Below are 18,103 nucleotides of genomic sequence, written 5' to 3' on the forward strand. Positions count from 1 at the left end.
CATACTCTTTAGTATATGTAGGAATTATAGGAAATGTTCCATTATTTTGACTCTAGAAGAATTGTGACTGGACCATCATTAATTAGTGCTACATCCATCATGGCACCAAAAATACCTGTTTCCACATGTAAGCCCTGCTCGCGTAAAGCTTGATTAAAAGCCTCCCACAGTGGCTCAGCTGCTTCTGGTCTAGCTGCATTGATAAAACTTGGACGATTCCCTTTTTTTGCATCCCCATACAATGTAAATTGTGAGACGGATAAAATAGCGCCCCCATGCTCTAAGATCGAATGATTCATTTTTCCATCTGCATCTTCCCAGAGACGTAAATTGGCTACTTTTTTTGCTAAATAGGCAACATCCTCTTGTGTGTCTTCATGTGTGATTCCCACTAAAAGAACATAGCCATGATCAATTGCTCCTGTAACAGTTCCGTCCACTGTTACAGAGGCAGCTTTACTGCGCTGTAATACTACTTTCATGTACTAAACCCCAATTCTATATTGCCTATCAATTAGTTAATGACACGTTGCACCGAATATATATCAGGTGTTTGTTTAATTCGCTCAACTACTTTATGCAAATGTGAAATATTTGAAATAGAAATTGTTAAATGAATTGTTGCCATTTTATCACGGTCAGCACGACCACTTACTGCTAAAATATTCGTTTTCGTTTCACTAACAATTTGCATGATTTCATTTAAAATGCCAGGTCTATCAAAAGCTGAAACTTCAATATCAACAGGGTATTCCTTTTTCTCAGGAATGACACCATGCTCCCATTCTACTTCAATTAAGCGCTCCTGCTCATCCTCAATTTGAATATTTGGACAGTCCTCACGATGGACAGAAACACCTCTACCCTTCGTAATAAAACCTACAATATCATCACCAGGAACGGGCGTACAGCAGCGAGAAAGTCGAATGAGCATATTATCAATACCCTTTACAATAACACCCGATTCCGTACGTTTTTGTGGAATTGGATTTTTCATTTTTTGTTCAATTTTCTCTAGTGCTTCTTCCTGCTCACGTTCTTTACGACGTTTTTCAGCTAAACGATTTACGACCTGTTGCGCAGTAATACCATTCACACCAACTGCAGCATACAAATCTTCTTCATTCGTATAGTTAAATTTGTCGCATACCCGTTTTAGGTTTTCGGAGGACATCGTTTCCTTTAAATCGAAATCCTGAGCACGGATTTCTTTTTCAATCATTTCTTTACCTTTGACAATATTTTCTTCACGCAGGTGTCGTTTAAAGAATTGCTTTATCTTATTCTTCGCCTGCGAGGATTGAGCTATTTTTAGCCAATCGCGACTCGGACCAAAGGATTGTTTAGAAGTTAAAATTTCAATGATATCGCCCGTTTTTAATGGTGTATCAAGCGGTACCATCTTCCCATTGATTTTCGCTCCAATCGTACGATTTCCCACTTCGGAATGAACACGGTAGGCAAAATCAATAGGAACAGAACCTGCTGGCAATTCAATGACATCACCTTCAGGTGTAAAGACATAAACCATATCAGAAAATAAATCAAATTTTAAGGATTCCATAAATTCTTCTGCGTTGGAAGATTCATTTTGAAATTCTAAAATTTCACGGAACCACGTTAATTTTTGGTCGACATTCTGCTTTTGATGATCAACGTTTTTGCCTTCTTTATATGCCCAGTGCGCCGCAATCCCGTACTCTGCAATTTTGTGCATTTCCTTTGTACGAATCTGTACCTCCAACGGATCACCATATGGTCCAATAACAGTCGTGTGTAGGGACTGGTACAGGTTTTGTTTTGGCATAGCAATATAGTCTTTAAAGCGTCCTGGCATTGGTTTCCAAAGTGTATGCACAATCCCTAATACGGCATAGCAATCTTTAATACTATCGACAAGAACACGAATGGCTAATAAATCATAAATTTCATTAAACTGTTTCTTTTGTAACACCATTTTTCGATAGATACTGTAAATATGTTTTGGTCGACCATAGACATCTGCGTCAATTTCAACCTCATTCAGTTGTGATTTCATCTCAGCCATCACATTTTCTAAATAAGCTTCACGTTCATCACGTTTTTTCTTCATCAGACTGACAATACGATAATATTGTTGTGGGTTTAAATAGCGCAGTGCTGTATCTTCAAGCTCCCATTTTACAGTCGAAATTCCAAGACGATGAGCAAGTGGTGCAAAAATCTCGAGCGTCTCTTTTGAAATGCGTCGTTGCTTTTCAGCAGGTAAATGCTTTAACGTACGCATATTATGAAGACGGTCTGCTAGCTTAATGAGGATGACACGAATATCTTGGGCCATAGCCACAAACATTTTCCGATGATTTTCTGCCTGCTGCGCCTCTTTAGATAAATATTTAATTTTCCCTAGTTTGGTAACACCATCAACAAGCACGGCCACCTCTTCGCCAAATTCACGTACCAAATCATCCCGTGTAAAATCCGTATCTTCGACAACATCATGTAAAAAACCTGCCGCTACAGTTTCTGGGTCCATTTGTAATTCAGCTAGAATACCTGCTACTTGTACTGGGTGAATAATATACGGTTCACCAGAGCTACGGAACTGCTCAATATGGGCATCCCTTGCTAATTCATATGCTTTTTTCACGAATGCGACATTTTCATCATTCATGTAGGATTTGACTAACTCAAAAACGTCCTCAGGAGTCAAAATTTGCTCTTTCGCCATAACATGTCCACCTTGCTCGTCAAATTTTTCAGATTAGATATAAACTTAATTGTATAAAATATTGTGGTCTATTGTAAAGAGACTGTATCATTTAGTTTAGTTAATCTCGTGAACAGTTCGAAAAATGGAAAAAATATTCTTCTTTTTAATAAAAAAGACCCTCTGCGACTTCACGTCACAAAGAGTCCTTGTTTCGACAAATTGATTAATGTAATTGATTGTAAGCTACAGCAATTTTCGCGCCGACTACTGCATTGTTTTTCACTAATGCAATGTTGGCATCAAGACTTTTACCTTCTGTTAATTCTTTAACTTTGCCAAGTAAGAATGGTGTAACATTTTTACCGTGAATGCCATTCTCTTCAGCTTCAACTAAAGCTTTTTCAATAATGTTTGTAATAAATGCATGCTCTAATGCTTCAGACTCAGGAATTGGATTTGCGATGACAGCGCCACCTTTTAAGCCTAATTGCCATTTCGCAGATAGCATTGCTGCAATTTCTTCTGGCGTATCTAATTGGAAGTTTACATCAAATCCACTTTGACGTGTGTAGAATGCTGGTAATTCATTCGTACCATAACCAACCACTGGCACACCTTTTGTTTCAAGATATTCTAATGTAAGACCGATGTCTAAAATAGATTTTGCACCCGCACAGATAACGGCAACATTTGTTTGTGCTAATTCTTCTAAATCAGCAGAGACATCCATTGTTGTTTCCGCACCACGGTGTACACCACCAATACCACCTGTAACAAAGATTTCAATACCTGCAAGCTCTGCACAGATCATTGTCGCTGCAACTGTTGTAGCACCTAATTTTTTCGTTGCTAGTAAGTAGCCTAAGTCACGACGTGAAGCTTTTGCAACACCTTGAGCATTACCGAACATTTCTAGTTCTTCATCTGATAGACCAATTTTAATTTTTCCATCAATTAATGCAATTGTTGCTGGGACTGCACCATTCTCGCGAATAATTTGCTCAACTTCACGCGCAGTTTGCACGTTTTGTGGGTATGGCATACCGTGTGAAATAATTGTTGATTCTAACGCAACGATTGGTAGACCTTTTGCTTGTCCTGCTTTTACTTCTTCTGATAATACGATGAATTCTTTCATGTTGTTATTCCTCCATTTCATTTTTCAACAAATCTACTGATAATTCAGGTCTTACTGTATAAGGAGATGCCAATGTATTTTTTGCATTGGTTAATCCAGCATCAATACATGTCTCAAAAGATTGTCCAGTCAGCCAACTGTGAATAACAGCGCTAACAAAGGCATCTCCTGCTCCTGTTACATCTTCAATTTTGTCAATCACTTTAGCGGCAACATGACAAGGGGCAATCGTTGTAGATGCTGCATAAACGCCCTTGCTACCAGCCGTGATAATGACATGCTCCGCACCTAATTGTAGGAGCTGTTGTAAAGCTTTTTCATAATGGGTAGCGTTTTCAATTTTATGTCCAACAATCGTTTCCGCTTCATCTGTGTTACAAATAAACCAAGTTACGCCTTGTAATGTTTCAGGTAGTCGATTCATTTTTGGCGAAGATACTGGCACAATAACAAGTGGAATATCACGAGCAAGGGCTACTTGCTGGATATACGCCACTGTTTCTTTTGGACAGTTTAAATCCAAAATAAAACAGCCTGCGTTTACAAGCATTGTTTCATGTTTTTTCAACAAGCTCGGTAACAGAAGGTCGTAAACTTCCATATTTGCTACAGCTAGTGCTAGCTCACCTTGTTCATCCATGATGGCAGTATAAGAACCTGTAGAAGCCTCTGCAAGCTGCTCTACATAACGTAGATTCATAAAGGATTCCGAAGCCTCTTGGATCACTTGCCAATCAGCATCCTTACCTGCCGTTGTCAGTAACGTCACTTGGTGGTTTAATCTGCCTAAGTTTTCAGCAATATTTCGACCAACGCCACCTACACTAAAGGAAGAACTGGCAGGGTTAGATGTTCCAAATTGAACATTGCCCTTGACATGGAATTTGCGGTCTAAATTAGCGCCACCGATGCAAATAATTTCATTTTCTTCGGGTAATATATAAGCACGACCTACAATTTTTCCTTGCTTCGTTAAACTAGACACTAAATTAGCAAGCACAGGACGCGACAGATTCATTACATCTGCCATTTCTTGCTGAGACATAAACGGATTCTGGCGAATTAAAGCAAGCACCGCCTGTTCTCTTTCATTCATAGCATCACCTTTTATTATATTTGTTTATATTATAAACTTTTGTTTGCGTTATGTCAAAAGATTCTTTATTAAAAAAGTTGAACTTCATCTTACTGAGGTTCAACTTTTTTTGTTTATGCTTGCTGAGGTGTTTGTTTTTTAACAATGATGACGAATAAACTGGCCATTGCACAAAACATTCCTGCAAGAAAAAAAGCCCATGTATAAGAGTTAAAAAATTTATAAATTAACCCTCCACCATACGCTGCAACCGCCGCTCCTGCTTGATGTGAAGCAAATATCCACCCATAGATAATACTGCTTTTTTGCATACCAAAAATTTGTCGTGTAATACTGATGGTTGGTGGCACTGTAGCAATCCAATCTAGTCCGTAAAAGATCGTGAAAATCGTTAATAAAACAAATGATCCTTGTGCAAGTGCATAAGGGAGCAATAATAGAGATGCGCCTCTTAACAGGTAATACCAAAACAATAACCACCGATTATCGAAGCGATCAGATAACCAGCCAGACGCAGTTGTACCTAATAAATTAAAAATGCCCATAAAAGAAAGGAATGATGCGGCAGTGACTAAAGGAACGCCAAAGCTAATACAATAAGAAACAAAATGAGTACCAATTAATCCGCTTGTCGATAGCCCACAAATAAAAAAGCTACCTGCTAAGAGCCAAAATGCTTTAACCTTAATCGCCTCAAATAAACCTTTAAAAGCCATAGCTATTGGATTCTTCTTTTGCTGTATTTGTTGTTCCTCTATAGCCTCCTCTTGTCCATAAGGAGTTAACCCCATATCCTGAGGTCTATTTTTTATAAAAAGCGCAATCATGAAAAACATTATGATACTAAGGAGTAGCATTAATGTGATAGCCCATCGCCAAGAATAGTGTTCAATAATGATAGCTAGAACTGGTAATAAAATTAACTGGCCCGTGGCTGTACTTGCCGTTAAAATACCAACCGCTAATCCTCTGCGTTTTACAAACCAATGATTCGCAACATATGGACTAAGGACAGTTAAAAAAAGACTTGCTCCAAGACCAATAATGCCCCCCCAAATAACGATTAGCTGCCAGGATTCACTCATCAAAAATGTTAAAGTCATTCCTAATACTAAAGTTGCCATAGCACCTAGCATCATTTTCTTTAGGCCAATGACTTCAAGCAACGCAGCCATAAATGGTCCAGATATGCCATATAAAAACAAACTTACAGCAAAAGCTAAAGCAATGGTTGAACGATCCCAGTGAAATTCTTTTTCAAGAGGGTCGATAAACACGCCAGATGATGACATTGTAATTCCTGCGACAATTATCGAGAAAAATGTGACGATTAAAATAAACCAACTATAATGAACACGCTTCACCTCAACACCTTCTTTTCTTTGATAGACTACAAAACATGTATATACATGTTTAAGTCTACTTATTTCATTTATATGTATATACATGTATAATCATAGTAATCGTTCATAAAGCTGTCAAGAAGTAATTTCTAGTTATTGGGTGTATACTTATAATTAGTAGAATCCCCTTAAAGGAGTACTGTCGATGAAGAATCAACTTAAAAATATTGATTATACACAAATTTGTGTTTGTGCTAACCTTAGAAAAAAAACAAGGGTAGTCACACAATTATATGATAAGCTGCTACAGCCTACAGGTTTAAAAGTTACACAATATTCAATGCTTGCACATATTGACCTTCAACAAGCTGTCTCAATCAGCCGTTTAGGTGAAATTTTACAACTGGATCAAACCACTATAACACGTAATATTAATCTATTAAAGCAACATGGCTATGTTGAGTTAAAGCGAGATACCAATGATGCTCGTACCAAAAAAATAACGCTCACTGAAAAAGGTTTAGAAAAACTGCATGAAGCAGCACCTATTTGGCAAGGCATTCAAGATAGAATTATCGAGGATATTGGAACCGAAAAATACGCAGATTTCTACGATACCTTGCGAACAATGCAAAAAATTATTCAAGCCTATGACGAAGTATAAAAAAAGCGCCCACAGTATAGGGCGCTTTTTGCCATGCTCTTAATATTGAATAAGTGTTTTAATATTTAAATCGCCAAGCTTTTCGCGACCATTTAATTCTAGAAGTTCAATCAGGAATGCACAGCCTACTACCTGACCACCTAATTGTTCTACTAAACGAACCGTTGCTTCAACTGTACCACCAGTCGCTAGTAAATCATCACAGATTAAAACTTTTTGACCAGGCTTAATTGCATCATGATGCATTGTTAACGTATCTTTACCATATTCAAGACCGTAGTCTGCACTAATTACCTCACGTGGTAATTTACCAGGTTTACGAACAGGGGCAAAGCCAATTTCAAGTGCATAGGCAACTGGACAACCGATAATAAAACCACGTGCCTCAGGGCCAACAATAATTTCAGCGCCCACTTCTTTTGCATATTCTACGATTTGGTCTGTTGCATATTTGTATGCAGGACCATTATCCATAATTGTTGTAATATCTCTGAAGGTAATGCCCTCTTTCGGCCAATTTTCAACCGTTGTAACGTATTGCTTTAAATCCATGTTATTGCTCCTCCTACGAAACGTTATTCGTCCGCTGATGTTAAACGTTCATCAAACCATTGTTTTAATTCTATATAAGGAGCATAGACAAGCTTTTGCTCCATTTCAATCTGTTCTGAACGTTGTTTGTAAGACGGTGCCTCTGTTAGTGCTTGTTTTGGAGCATTCACGTTGACAGTCGTCAGTCCACTCTCCATTTTAACAAAATCAAGCTCAAAAAACACCTGTGTCATAAATTTTAGTGTATCTAATGGCCACCCCGTATGCTTCGCTAAATCTGCGATATGCATATCAAGCGGAAAGGCTGGTCGATTTTTCAAGAACTTATAATACCAAGCAAATTGCTCACGAGTAGGTAGACCACTGAAGTATTGCGAGTCAGGCATATAAAAATGAGCATAAATACGTGAAGGGGCTGTCTTCTGTAAAACGTCCTCTAGCTTTTGAACATTGTGTGGCAAGTCTAAGAGCACGATGTAATCACTTTGTTCAATATTTGAAAGGGCTGGGTCAACCAGTGTAATAGGTGCACCGATTAATGATTGATAATAGGTCATCGTTTCTGGACGAAAGGCGATAAACCGGGCCACGTCCTTCGGTACCGTATTCAGCCATCGAGCTGTTTGACGGATACCACGAATATCAAATAACTGCCATTCTGTAGTTTGGACATCCTCGATCATAAATTGGGCTTTTTTACGTCCCTGCCATTCGTTAATTTGCAAATCGCCTATAAAGGAAACTTTGATGCCATACGTTAATTCATCATGTAAATGCCCTTTGTTAAAACCAACACTATCCAATTTATCATAGCCGTTTGTTATTTCCATTTTAATATGATTCTCGCCCGCTCCAATTTTACGCATGGAGGCGATTTCTACATCCTCTAGCACATACACAGGCTTAGGGAAATCTGTGCCAAATGGTCCTAGTGTTGAAATTTCCTCAATAGCATCCGCTGAAATTTCGTCTATGCTGAGCGGTATATCAATATGCACTACAGGTGTTAATTGCTCCTCTGTTAAACAGGCTCTTGCCTGAGCATCTAAGCGAGTACGTAGTTCATCCACATGCTCTAATGATAGGGTCATACCTGCAGCCATAGGATGTCCACCAAAATGCGGTAAAATATCTCGATTTTTAGCTAGTTCATTATATAGATGAAAACCTTCAATACTTCGAGCAGAACCTTTTGCTATGCCCTTTTCGGGATCGAGTGACAGCACAATCGTTGGACGGTAATACAGTTCAACGAGACGTGAGGCTACAATTCCTACAACACCTGCGTTCCAGCCCTCGCCAGCAACAACAAGAACTAAGGAATTGCCGATTTTTTCATCTGCTTCAATCAGTGCGATGGCTTCATCTGTAATACTTTTCACAATATCTTTGCGCTCGGTATTGCAGGCATTTAGCTTTTTTGCCAATGCGGTTGCTTTAGCATTATCCTCCGCCATTAATAATTCGACACCAGGAGCTGCTTCACCTAGACGACCAACAGCATTCAATCGTGGACCAAAATAAAAGCCAATCGTTTCTTCTGTAATTTTCGTCTGCTCTGTACTGGCTATGTCACACATCGCTTGTACCCATGGACTAAGGGAACGACGCATTTCTTGTATGCCCCTCTTCACGAGATAGCGATTTTCATCCACCAACGGAACCAAATCTGCTACAGTGCCAATCGCCACAAATTCTATTAGATGGCTTGGTAGTTCACCATAAAGAGCATGTGCCAGCTTAAAGGCTACCCCTACTCCTGCTAGCTCGCCAAATGGATATTGCCCTTCTGGTATTCGGGGATGAAGAATAATATCTGCTGGTGGTAGCTCCTCACCTGGCTCATGGTGATCTGTCACAATGACATCCATACCAAGCTCCTTTGCTACTCGAATAGGCTCAATACCAGATATACCATTATCCACTGTAAGGATTAACTGTACACCATCTTCATAGGCCTCCCGAAATAGGGCTTCATGCGGACCATAGCCATGGATAAAACGATTCGGAATTTTAAAGGAGACGTCTGCTCCAAGATCTAGTAAAACATGTAACATAACGGTTGTGCTTGTCACACCATCCGCATCATAATCACCATACACTAAAATTTTCTCACCATTTTCTAGTGCTTGTTCAATCCGTGCTACCGCTTCAGCCATACCATGCATAAGAAATGGGTCATGGATATTTGCCTCAGTCATATTTAATAAGCTTTCTGCCTCAGCCGTTGTTTCGCAGCCTCGTGCTGCTAAAATTTTTGCTGCAATCGCAGAAAGTTGTAAGTCATTTTGTAATGCTTGTACAAGTGTCGCGTCAGGACGCTCCACCTGCCATCTTTTTTTCGATAGAATCATCTGCTCACTTCCTTACGAAAGCTATTATACCGAATTTCTATAGGTTGCGCACTATCCGTTAGATTGATAGTTTTATCCATCGATTTTTAATTTCTATTCGGTCACTTTTCCATTTCTTTCATCATCAAAAAAGCCTACTCTTCTAAAGAGTAGACTTTTCTAACATACCTTTCGAGGCGGCTACTAATGCTTCCACCGTTGCCAAATCTCCTTGATGCAATGCCGTCACAATGGCACTACCGACAATTACACCATCTCCCAAAGCCCCCATCTTTTTCACTTGCTCAGGTGTTGAAATACCAAAGCCTGCAAGCACAGGGATTGGACTTGCTTGACGTAAGCTTGCAAAATGCTGTTCTAAATTATCGGCAAAACGCGATCTTGCTCCTGTGATCCCATTAACGGTCACTGCATAAACAAAACCCTGACTAGCTGCTGCGATGCGTGCTATACGCTCTGGAGGGCTTGTCAATGAGATAAGCTGTACCACATCAATGCCATATGGATTTAATGCATCACGTAACAACTCGCTCTCTTCCAAAGGGACATCTGGTACAATTAATCCCTTAACTCCTCCAGCTACACAGGCTTGCGCAAAAGACTTTAAGCCATATGCTAATACTGGATTGAAATAAGTCATGACTACGAGAGGCACTGTTATTTCATCTCTAAATGAAGCGAGTGTTTGCAACACGTTTCTTAATGTCACACCAGCTTTGAGTGCACGTTCTCCTGCTCGTTCGATTGTTGGACCATCGGCAACAGGATCTGTAAAAGGAATCCCTACTTCAATAGCTGTTACCTCTAATTGTTGCAGTTTTAAAATAGTTGGCTTAATGGTCTCTAGCCCTCCGTCACCTGCCATGATATAAGGTATAAAAGCTTTATGGCCTTCAGCTTTTGCCTGATCGATCGCTTGCTGTAAAGTTGTCATTTTACATCCCCTCCTAGTGCTGCTCGAACTGTGTGAACATCTTTATCTCCTCGGCCAGATAAGCACACAACAATGATCTGATCTTTTGCCATGGTCTTTGCAAGTTTTGCCGTATAAGCAATAGCATGAGAACTTTCAAGTGCAGGCAGTATCCCTTCTGTTCGGCTTAATAATTTTAGTGCCTCCAGTGCTTCAGCATCTGTGATGGAGTCAAATTGAGCTCGACCAATATCATGTAAATAACAATGCTCTGGTCCTTTCCCTGGATAATCTAACCCAGCTGAAATAGAATGTGCTTCTTGAACAAAGCCGTTTTCATCCTGTAATAAATACATGTAGGCGCCATGTAATACACCTAATTTTCCATCTGCGATGGCCGCAGCATGCTTCCCAGTTTCAAGACCACTTCCTGCTGCTTCAACACCGTATAAGGCAACTGATTCATCATCAACGAATGGGTGAAACATACCGATTGCATTACTGCCACCTCCAATACAGGCAACAACTGCATCAGGTAAACGCCCCTCTTTTTGCACGATTTGCCTTCTTGTTTCTACTCCAATGACACGCTGAAAGTCCCGAACAATTTTTGGGAATGGGTGAGGACCTAAGGCAGAGCCTAAAATATAATGTGTATCCTCAACATTTGTCACCCAGTAACGTAGGGCAGCGTTCACAGCATCCTTTAATGTTTTAGAACCACTTTCCACCGATTGAACCTTTGTGCCAAGCAACTCCATACGAAAGACATTTAACTGCTGACGTTTTATATCTTCTGCTCCCATAAAAACAACACATTCTAGATTTAATAATGCACATGCAGTAGCTGTTGCCACACCATGCTGACCAGCTCCTGTTTCAGCAACGATTTTCTTTTTACCCATGCGTTTGGCTAGAAGTGCTTGCCCAATCGCATTATTAATTTTATGTGCACCTGTATGGTTTAAATCTTCACGCTTTAAATAAACCTTTGCTCCATCTAGCGCCTTCGTTAAATTTTCTGCGTAATAGAGCGGTGTTTCGCGGCCAACATAGTCTTCTAAATAATAGGACAGCTCCTCTGTAAATGCAGGGTCTAGTAATGCTTGCTCATAAGCAGCTTCTAATTCAAGCAAGGCTGTCATTAATGTTTCGGGCACAAACCGACCACCAAATTGTCCAAAACGCCCTTCTTTTGTCGGTACACTATTTGCTATTGATATTCCCATCATCTGCTCCCCCTCTTTACTGCCTGTAAAAAAGCTTGTATTTTGGTAGAATCCTTGCTTCCATCTGTTTCTACACCACTTGAAACATCCACCATAAAAGGCCCTACATCCGTAATAGCCGCTTCAATATTGTCTACATTGAGACCACCCGCTAATAGTAATTTTTCTTTGGGAATCCCTACTTGCTCAAGGAGTGTCCAATCAAAAGTGTGACCACTCCCGCCTTTAAACTCTGTACCAGGCGCGTCAAATAAGTAATAATCTACCTGATAGTTGGCAGCCGCTTGAACATCCTCTTTTTCTCGTATCGATAATGCCTTTATGGCGGGATAACCTTGCTCCTGAATAAATGCTGGCGTTTCCTCCCCATGATATTGCACATAATCTAAGGGCACTCGCTCTACTGCTTCCTTTAATTCGGCTGACGTTGGATTCACAAAGACACCTATTTTTAAAACGCCTTGTGGTACATGCTTCGCTAACTGTTGGGCTTGCTCAATGGATACACGACGTTTACTCGGTGCAAAAACAAACCCTATAGCATCTGCACCAGCATGAACAGCTGTTTTGACATGTTCTTGCTCCTGTAGACCACAAATTTTGACCTTTGTCATACCGATGCCCCCTCTTTACTTACTTGCAAATCTCGTAGTGCTTGCCCCGCATCTCCACTCCTCATTAAAGCTTCACCTACTAGGACACCACTAGCCCCCATCGAGGCTACTAGCTTCGCATCGTCCTGCGTCCATATGCCACTCTCACTAATTAATACTCGATTCTCATCAAATGGAAACACATTAGCAATTTCTCTGGTGCGCTCTAGGCTTACTTCAAAGGTACGTAAATCACGATTATTAACGCCAATTAACTTTGCATCTACCGCAAGAGCGCGTTCAAGCTCTTCACAATCGTGTACTTCCACTAAAACCTCTAGGCCTAAGCCCGTTGCATAGCTATATAAATCACGTAAGGCATCGTCTGTTAAGGCTGCCACAATTAATAAAATAATGGATGCACCTGCCGCCTTGGCAAATCGAATCTGCACTCGATCAATCATAAAATCCTTACAAAGAAGTGGGGTATCTACAGCAGCAGCAACTGCTGCTAAATCTTCAAAGGAGCCTTTAAAAAATTCCTTGTCTGTTAAGACCGAAATAGCTGCTGCTCCTGCTAGTGCATAGACTTTTGCTTGAGAAACTGGGTCTGCTCCGCCAGCTATTAACCCTTTTGAAGGGGAAGCACGCTTCATTTCCGCGATGACTTGCAGTGTATGAGCTTGACACAATGATTCAATGAACGAGCGACGTGGCGTTTCTGTAAAGTTTGCTAAAGGATCTGGCTGCTCTAATAAAGCACCTACCTCAATCTTTTTTTGCAGTAATATTTTATTGAGTATATTCATTACCCTACCTCCACTTCTTTAATTTGCATGCTATATGTTACAACCGCCTCTAATTTTTGTTGTGCTCTACCGCTAAAAATACTTTCCTTTGCCATAGCAACACCCTCTTTGATGGTTTCCGCTTGACCATAGCCAAATAAGCCGATGCCAGCATTTAATACTACTGTATCTAAATAAGGACTCCGTTCGCCAGCCAATATTTTTTGCATAATCACCGCATTTTCATCTGCATTGCCACCACGGATGGCCTTTAAAGGGGCCATTTGAAGACCGACATCTTCTGCGGTTAGGGAAAAGGGAATTAGATCTCCTTTATCTACTAAAACCAATGTATTTTGACCTGCTAATGAAGCCTCGTCTAAGCCTTGTGGTCCTGAGACGACAATGGCCCGCTCACGTCCAAGCATTTGTAAGACTGAGGCATATTCCATGACAAAATTCGGTCGATTAATGCCTGTAAATTGTGTGGATAATGGGACCGGATTTGTTAAAGGACCAACAAGATTAAAGATTGTCGGTTTTCCTAATGAACGGCGAACTTCACCAATTCTCTTTAATTTCGGATGAACATTCGGTGCATAAATAAAAGCGATTCCCTCTCTCTCTAGCAAATGGGCTGTTTGTGGGATAGAAATAGCTGTATGAATACCTAGTGCCTCTAGCACATCTGAGCTACCAGAGGAGGAAGAAATTTTACGGTTCCCATGCTTGGCAATTTTGACACCTGCCCCAGCTAACACGAAAGCAGAAGCTGTACTGATATTAAAAGTATGAAGACCGTCTCCACCTGTACCGCAATTATCCATATAGCTACCTTCTTTTACGGCTATATCAAGAGCAAAAGATCGCATAATAGTTGCTAATGCGGCTACTTCATGTGCAGTTTCTCCCTTCGTAGCTAAAGCTGTTAAAAAGCTTGCTATTTCTTCTTTAGGAGTATCATCCTGAAATAACCATTGCGCTGCCTGTAGCATTTCTTCGTACATGAGATGTGTTCCCTGCAGTACTTTCCCTTGTAATCGTTCCATTAGTTTTGCCCCCCATTGTTCACCAGTAACTGTAAAAATGCCTGTTCTTCCTCTTGCACTTGATGTAAAACGTTTTGCACATTTGTATATTTGGTAACAGTTATTGTTGCTTGCAAATGCATGGTATCCTGTTTAACTACAATAGATTGACCTGTTAAGGCAAAATCCAAATGACCATTAAATCCAATAAAGCCGAGAGCACCAAAATAACCAGCTGCATACGGATGCTCCGTTGCTGAAAGTGGGGATATGGTTGCTGCTAAAACATCCAGAGCATGAAGCATTGGTAAAAGCTTTCCTTCCACCCTAGTCGTCATGTGCAGTGCCTTTTTGGACCGCTGGATACGCATAGCCTCCATGACCTGAACAGAATCTCGGAAACAAACCGACTGTAATTCTTGCTGAATAGCCCTAACAAGAAGTGCATGTGATTGCCTAATGCTTTCATGGTTGTATAATTTACGTTCATTTTCTAGTTCTTCATTTTTTGTTTCCCCTCGCGGATATGTTCCCTCTGTAGGAGTCGCAATAACGCTTTCACCTTTTACTCGGATTAGACTTTCAGGAGAAGTACCTAACACAACATGATCGTCAAATTCAATATAATACATATAGGCTGCAGGCTTTTTTTTACGTAGCTGTCGATACAAAGCCAACGTATCACCTTGAAAATTGGCTACATTGCGGTTCGGCAAAACTACCCTTGTTATGTCATCATGTAAGTTGGCTTGCATTGTCTGTAAAACCGTTGCAAATGATTCGTTTGTTGTAGTATCAAGCGGTTGATAACGATAAGATGCTTCGTCACTGATATGCCCGTTTACTATTTGCTGAGCCAATTCTTCCAAATCAGGTTCCTGCTTTTCTGCATCTATATTTGTATGAATCAATGTCACTTCATCTGTTTGATGATCGAAGACAATAATCGTTTCATAGACATGAAAATAAGCATCAGGCAGTTCTATTTTTTTATCTACGAACATCGTTGTACCGCCAAAGCCTATATATCCAACGGCACCACCTGAAAATGGAAATTGCGTCGTATTGGAAATACGTGGCATGAGGCGTTTAAGAAGAACAAAAAGTTCCCCTTGATGCACGTATGTTTTTCCTGTTTTATAGGAAACCTCTTGGATTTCTTGGCCCACACCTTTATATGTTTTTCGTGGATTAGCACCAATGAAGGAAAATCTTCCAGCTCCTTCGTGTTGGGCAGAACTTTCCAATAAAAATTTATGTTTTCCCTGTAAACGCCTAAAAATCAAAATAGGTGTTAAAGAATCGCCATTGATCGTTTTCATTTTTGTTCTTGAACTCGTTATTTGCATAGCTATTTTGCTCCTTTTTCAAAGATTCCTTTAGCTAATGTCTAGACGAATGCTGAATGAAAATAAAAAAGCCCTCTGCAAAAAGGATTATTCCTAATTGCAGAGGACGATTATGACCGCGTTGCCACCTCATATTAGAGCATATGCTCTCACTTTTGTGCTTTACATCATGGGTATGGTAAACCATACCATGAAAGCACCCCTATAACGTGGGGAATCACGTTCGCTTTTTTATAAGCGACTCTCATAAGTCCATTCACATAAGCTGTAAATCAGTTTACACCAGCCACTGACTCTCTTTATTACACACTTAGGCTACTACTCTTATTCAACAATTTCTCAGCTATTCTCATCTAAACTCAGCTCATCTGTTCTGCGGCTGACCTCGCTCCCGAGATCTTCTACCTTGACCGAACAAAAAGTTAGCCTTAATTCTATGCCAATCCAATACTATTGTCAATCAATTCTGACGAAAAAAGTTGAAATTCCTATTTTATCAGAAGAATCAAAAGTAGGTATATTATCCTTCTATAAAAACTTATTGGAGAACAAGATTTCCTACGATTGAAAATTCCTTGACTATTGACCATGTAAATATATCAAGTTATAGTAATTTCAGAACATCAATTTTTTCCATATAATAAAAGAAAGTAGGAAGTTTATGTCCGTTCGCAAAAAATTAAATATAGGATTCATTTCCTTAACATGTTTACTTTTTATCTCAAGCATCGTATCATTTATTCAATTTAAAACAACACAGAATGATTTAGAAGAAGTATTGAAGCATCGGATGGTGCAAATCCAATTAACAGATAAAATCCAACAACAACTTGCGTCTCAAGGTTTATTTTTACGTTCCTATATTTTAAATAAGAAGGACGATACAGCTAAGGCCAATTTAGAGCGCTATGAAAAGTTGTTACCTGAAACAGTTCATGAACTTTCTACTATTGTTCGATCAGATTATACAAAAAATATTATGCAGCAAATCACGGAATTGCAAAAAGAGTTACTATCAAATTCACAGAAAGCTTTACAAGCGTTTAATAGTGGCAACACGGATCTAGCACTCTCAATCATCAATAATGATGTTACAAAATACAATAAGGACATTTTTAAGTTAACAACTGAATTATTAGCTTATCACGATGAACAGCTTCAAAATGTTGACCAATCTGTTAATCAAACCGTTTCACGCGCTATTATCATTACTATTAGCCTTTTCCTTGCAAGTATTATTATTGGTTTATATTTTATGCATATGGTCAAAGCCTCCATTGTCCTGCCCCTACGCAAGGTTATTGGAGCAGCAGATACATTAGCACAAGGTGATTTAACAATTGCTGAGCTTGACCATCAATCCAAAGATGAGATCGGTACACTTGCCAATGCAGTCAATACATTAAAACAAAATCTAGCTGGTTTAATGACTAACATTCAAGATCGTGCATCCCATCTATCGGCTGTTTCAGAAGAGCTTTCTGCTAGTACAGAAGAAGTAACAGCAACTTCTGATAATATTGCTCAACGAATTCAAAATAATGTAACACATATCACTTCTTCTGCTAGTGCCTCTCAGCAAAGTGCTGTGGCAATGGATGAAACTGCATCAGGTGTCCAACGCATTGCGGAGGCGACTCAAAGTCTTCATCATAATGCAGAAAATCTGACTCAGCTTGCCCATACAGGTGGTGCAACGATTGCAACAGCAAAAGAACAGATGAATATGATCGCACTAGCAACTTCTGATATTGCAACATTAACGCAAAAACTAAGTAAGCAATCAGAAGAAATTGGACAAATTACAACAGTGATTACAGCAATCTCAGAACAAACAAATTTACTCGCACTAAATGCAGCTATTGAAGCTGCAAGAGCAGGAGAACATGGGAAAGGCTTTGCAGTCGTAGCGGATGAGGTACGAAAGCTTGCTGAAGAATCGAATCAATCTGCCAATCAAATCGTTGCTATTACAAAAGAAATTCTAACAGATACACAAAATGTTGCAGCATCAGTAAATAATGGTTTAGCTTCTGTAAAGGATGGTGTAGCCAAAATTCATGAGGCTGGAGATGCTTTCTACTCCATCACCTCTGCTGTTGCTGCATTCACAGAGCAAATTGAAGAAATTTCTGCCACATCTGAAGAAATCTCTGCTAGTGCAGAGCAGGTTGCAGCTTCTGTCACGGAAATTGCCAATGTTTCTAACGAATCAGCAACGAATTCTCATATGATTGCAGAATCTGTTGACGAGCAAGTTGCGACCATGCAGCAGGTAAATACTGTCGCAGAAGAATTAAGTGAAAATGCGCAACAGCTACAAGGCTTAATCCAGCAATTTAAATTGTAAATACTATATGAAAA

At 39.7% G+C, this 18,103-nt stretch carries 15 protein-coding genes and 1 other annotated feature; of the genes, 2 read left to right on the plus strand and 13 right to left on the minus strand.

The window, feature by feature from the left end; genetic code table 11:
• Positions 1-41: 41 nt before the first annotated feature.
• The 5 genes from dtd to HXV90_RS15825 form a co-directional block, all read right to left on the minus strand.
• Positions 42-482 (minus strand): D-aminoacyl-tRNA deacylase, encoded by a 441-nt coding sequence (gene dtd / locus HXV90_RS15805; RefSeq protein ID WP_048392115.1) that lies wholly within the window; start codon positions 480-482, stop codon positions 42-44.
• 32 nt (positions 483-514) lie between these two features.
• The gene (locus tag HXV90_RS15810; RefSeq protein ID WP_048392114.1) at positions 515-2,710 is read right to left on the minus strand and encodes a RelA/SpoT family protein; all 2,196 of its coding nucleotides are present in this window, start codon (positions 2,708-2,710) and stop codon (positions 515-517) included.
• A gap of 205 nt (positions 2,711-2,915) precedes the next feature.
• Positions 2,916-3,830, minus strand: coding sequence for a pseudouridine-5'-phosphate glycosidase (locus tag HXV90_RS15815; protein WP_269897580.1), 915 nt, complete (start codon positions 3,828-3,830; stop codon positions 2,916-2,918).
• 4 nt (positions 3,831-3,834) lie between these two features.
• Positions 3,835-4,926, minus strand: a complete 1,092-nt coding sequence (locus HXV90_RS15820; protein ID WP_048392112.1) for a carbohydrate kinase — start codon at positions 4,924-4,926, stop codon at positions 3,835-3,837.
• A 113-nt stretch (positions 4,927-5,039) separates the two neighbouring features.
• On the minus strand, positions 5,040-6,290 hold the full coding sequence (locus tag HXV90_RS15825) for an MFS transporter (RefSeq protein WP_048392111.1): 1,251 nt from the start codon (positions 6,288-6,290) through the stop codon (positions 5,040-5,042).
• Between the two features lie 184 nt (positions 6,291-6,474).
• Here HXV90_RS15825 and HXV90_RS15830 point away from each other — a divergent pair, with 184 nt between their 5' ends.
• A complete protein-coding gene (locus tag HXV90_RS15830) occupies positions 6,475-6,933 on the plus strand; it encodes a MarR family winged helix-turn-helix transcriptional regulator (RefSeq protein ID WP_009373748.1) in 459 nt (152 codons plus the stop codon).
• Positions 6,934-6,972: 39 nt separating this feature from the next.
• Here HXV90_RS15830 and HXV90_RS15835 read toward each other — a convergent pair whose 3' ends face one another.
• The 8 genes from HXV90_RS15835 to HXV90_RS15870 all read right to left on the minus strand — a co-directional run bounded on the left by HXV90_RS15835 (position 6,973) and on the right by HXV90_RS15870 (position 15,739).
• Positions 6,973-7,485, minus strand: a complete 513-nt coding sequence (locus tag HXV90_RS15835) for an adenine phosphoribosyltransferase (RefSeq protein ID WP_004226730.1) — start codon at positions 7,483-7,485, stop codon at positions 6,973-6,975.
• A 23-nt stretch (positions 7,486-7,508) separates the two neighbouring features.
• The gene (recJ, locus tag HXV90_RS15840) at positions 7,509-9,839 is read right to left on the minus strand and encodes a single-stranded-DNA-specific exonuclease RecJ (RefSeq protein WP_269897581.1); all 2,331 of its coding nucleotides are present in this window, start codon (positions 9,837-9,839) and stop codon (positions 7,509-7,511) included.
• A gap of 142 nt (positions 9,840-9,981) precedes the next feature.
• Positions 9,982-10,773 carry a tryptophan synthase subunit alpha gene (gene trpA / locus HXV90_RS15845; RefSeq protein WP_066036497.1) on the minus strand — a complete coding sequence of 264 codons (792 nt, stop codon included), beginning with the start codon at positions 10,771-10,773 and terminating at the stop codon, positions 9,982-9,984.
• Positions 10,770-11,981: a tryptophan synthase subunit beta gene (gene trpB, locus HXV90_RS15850; protein ID WP_269899042.1), complete on the minus strand. Its 1,212-nt coding sequence runs from the start codon at positions 11,979-11,981 to the stop codon at positions 10,770-10,772. Before trpB ends, trpA begins: the two co-directional genes overlap by 4 nt.
• Positions 11,981-12,595 carry a phosphoribosylanthranilate isomerase gene (locus HXV90_RS15855; protein ID WP_269897582.1) on the minus strand — a complete coding sequence of 205 codons (615 nt, stop codon included), beginning with the start codon at positions 12,593-12,595 and terminating at the stop codon, positions 11,981-11,983. The genes trpB and HXV90_RS15855 overlap by 1 nt, the downstream gene beginning before the upstream one ends.
• The gene (trpC, locus tag HXV90_RS15860) at positions 12,592-13,383 is read right to left on the minus strand and encodes an indole-3-glycerol phosphate synthase TrpC (protein WP_066036499.1); all 792 of its coding nucleotides are present in this window, start codon (positions 13,381-13,383) and stop codon (positions 12,592-12,594) included. Before trpC ends, HXV90_RS15855 begins: the two co-directional genes overlap by 4 nt.
• Positions 13,383-14,411, minus strand: a complete 1,029-nt coding sequence (gene trpD / locus HXV90_RS15865) for an anthranilate phosphoribosyltransferase (protein WP_269897583.1) — start codon at positions 14,409-14,411, stop codon at positions 13,383-13,385. Before trpD ends, trpC begins: the two co-directional genes overlap by 1 nt.
• On the minus strand, positions 14,411-15,739 hold the full coding sequence (locus HXV90_RS15870) for a chorismate-binding protein (RefSeq protein ID WP_269897584.1): 1,329 nt from the start codon (positions 15,737-15,739) through the stop codon (positions 14,411-14,413). The genes trpD and HXV90_RS15870 overlap by 1 nt, the downstream gene beginning before the upstream one ends.
• Before the next feature lie 99 nt (positions 15,740-15,838).
• Positions 15,839-16,080, minus strand: a binding site (T-box leader).
• A 320-nt stretch (positions 16,081-16,400) separates the two neighbouring features.
• Between HXV90_RS15870 and HXV90_RS15875 the strand changes: the two genes are divergently transcribed.
• A complete protein-coding gene (locus HXV90_RS15875; protein WP_269897585.1) occupies positions 16,401-18,089 on the plus strand; it encodes a methyl-accepting chemotaxis protein in 1,689 nt (562 codons plus the stop codon).
• The last annotated feature ends 14 nt before the right edge of the window (positions 18,090-18,103 follow it).

The organism is Lysinibacillus sp. JK80 (genome assembly GCF_027557635.1).
GTDB classification, from domain to species: domain Bacteria; phylum Bacillota; class Bacilli; order Bacillales_A; family Planococcaceae; genus Lysinibacillus; species Lysinibacillus capsici.

Coding starts and splice junctions, on each gene's coding strand:
- recJ (WP_269897581.1), bottom strand. CDS start 9,839: ATGATTCTATCGAAAAAAAGATGGCAGGTGGAGCGTCCTGACGCGACA.
- trpC (WP_066036499.1), bottom strand. CDS start 13,383: ATGAATATACTCAATAAAATATTACTGCAAAAAAAGATTGAGGTAGGT.
- HXV90_RS15875 (WP_269897585.1), top strand. CDS start 16,401: ATGTCCGTTCGCAAAAAATTAAATATAGGATTCATTTCCTTAACATGT.
- HXV90_RS15810 (WP_048392114.1), bottom strand. CDS start 2,710: ATGGCGAAAGAGCAAATTTTGACTCCTGAGGACGTTTTTGAGTTAGTC.
- trpB (WP_269899042.1), bottom strand. CDS start 11,981: ATGGGAATATCAATAGCAAATAGTGTACCGACAAAAGAAGGGCGTTTT.
- HXV90_RS15870 (WP_269897584.1), bottom strand. CDS start 15,739: ATGCAAATAACGAGTTCAAGAACAAAAATGAAAACGATCAATGGCGAT.
- HXV90_RS15815 (WP_269897580.1), bottom strand. CDS start 3,830: ATGAAAGAATTCATCGTATTATCAGAAGAAGTAAAAGCAGGACAAGCA.
- HXV90_RS15830 (WP_009373748.1), top strand. CDS start 6,475: ATGAAGAATCAACTTAAAAATATTGATTATACACAAATTTGTGTTTGT.
- HXV90_RS15855 (WP_269897582.1), bottom strand. CDS start 12,595: ATGACAAAGGTCAAAATTTGTGGTCTACAGGAGCAAGAACATGTCAAA.
- dtd (WP_048392115.1), bottom strand. CDS start 482: ATGAAAGTAGTATTACAGCGCAGTAAAGCTGCCTCTGTAACAGTGGAC.
- trpD (WP_269897583.1), bottom strand. CDS start 14,411: ATGGAACGATTACAAGGGAAAGTACTGCAGGGAACACATCTCATGTAC.
- HXV90_RS15820 (WP_048392112.1), bottom strand. CDS start 4,926: ATGAATGAAAGAGAACAGGCGGTGCTTGCTTTAATTCGCCAGAATCCG.
- HXV90_RS15835 (WP_004226730.1), bottom strand. CDS start 7,485: ATGGATTTAAAGCAATACGTTACAACGGTTGAAAATTGGCCGAAAGAG.
- trpA (WP_066036497.1), bottom strand. CDS start 10,773: ATGACAACTTTACAGCAAGCGATCGATCAGGCAAAAGCTGAAGGCCAT.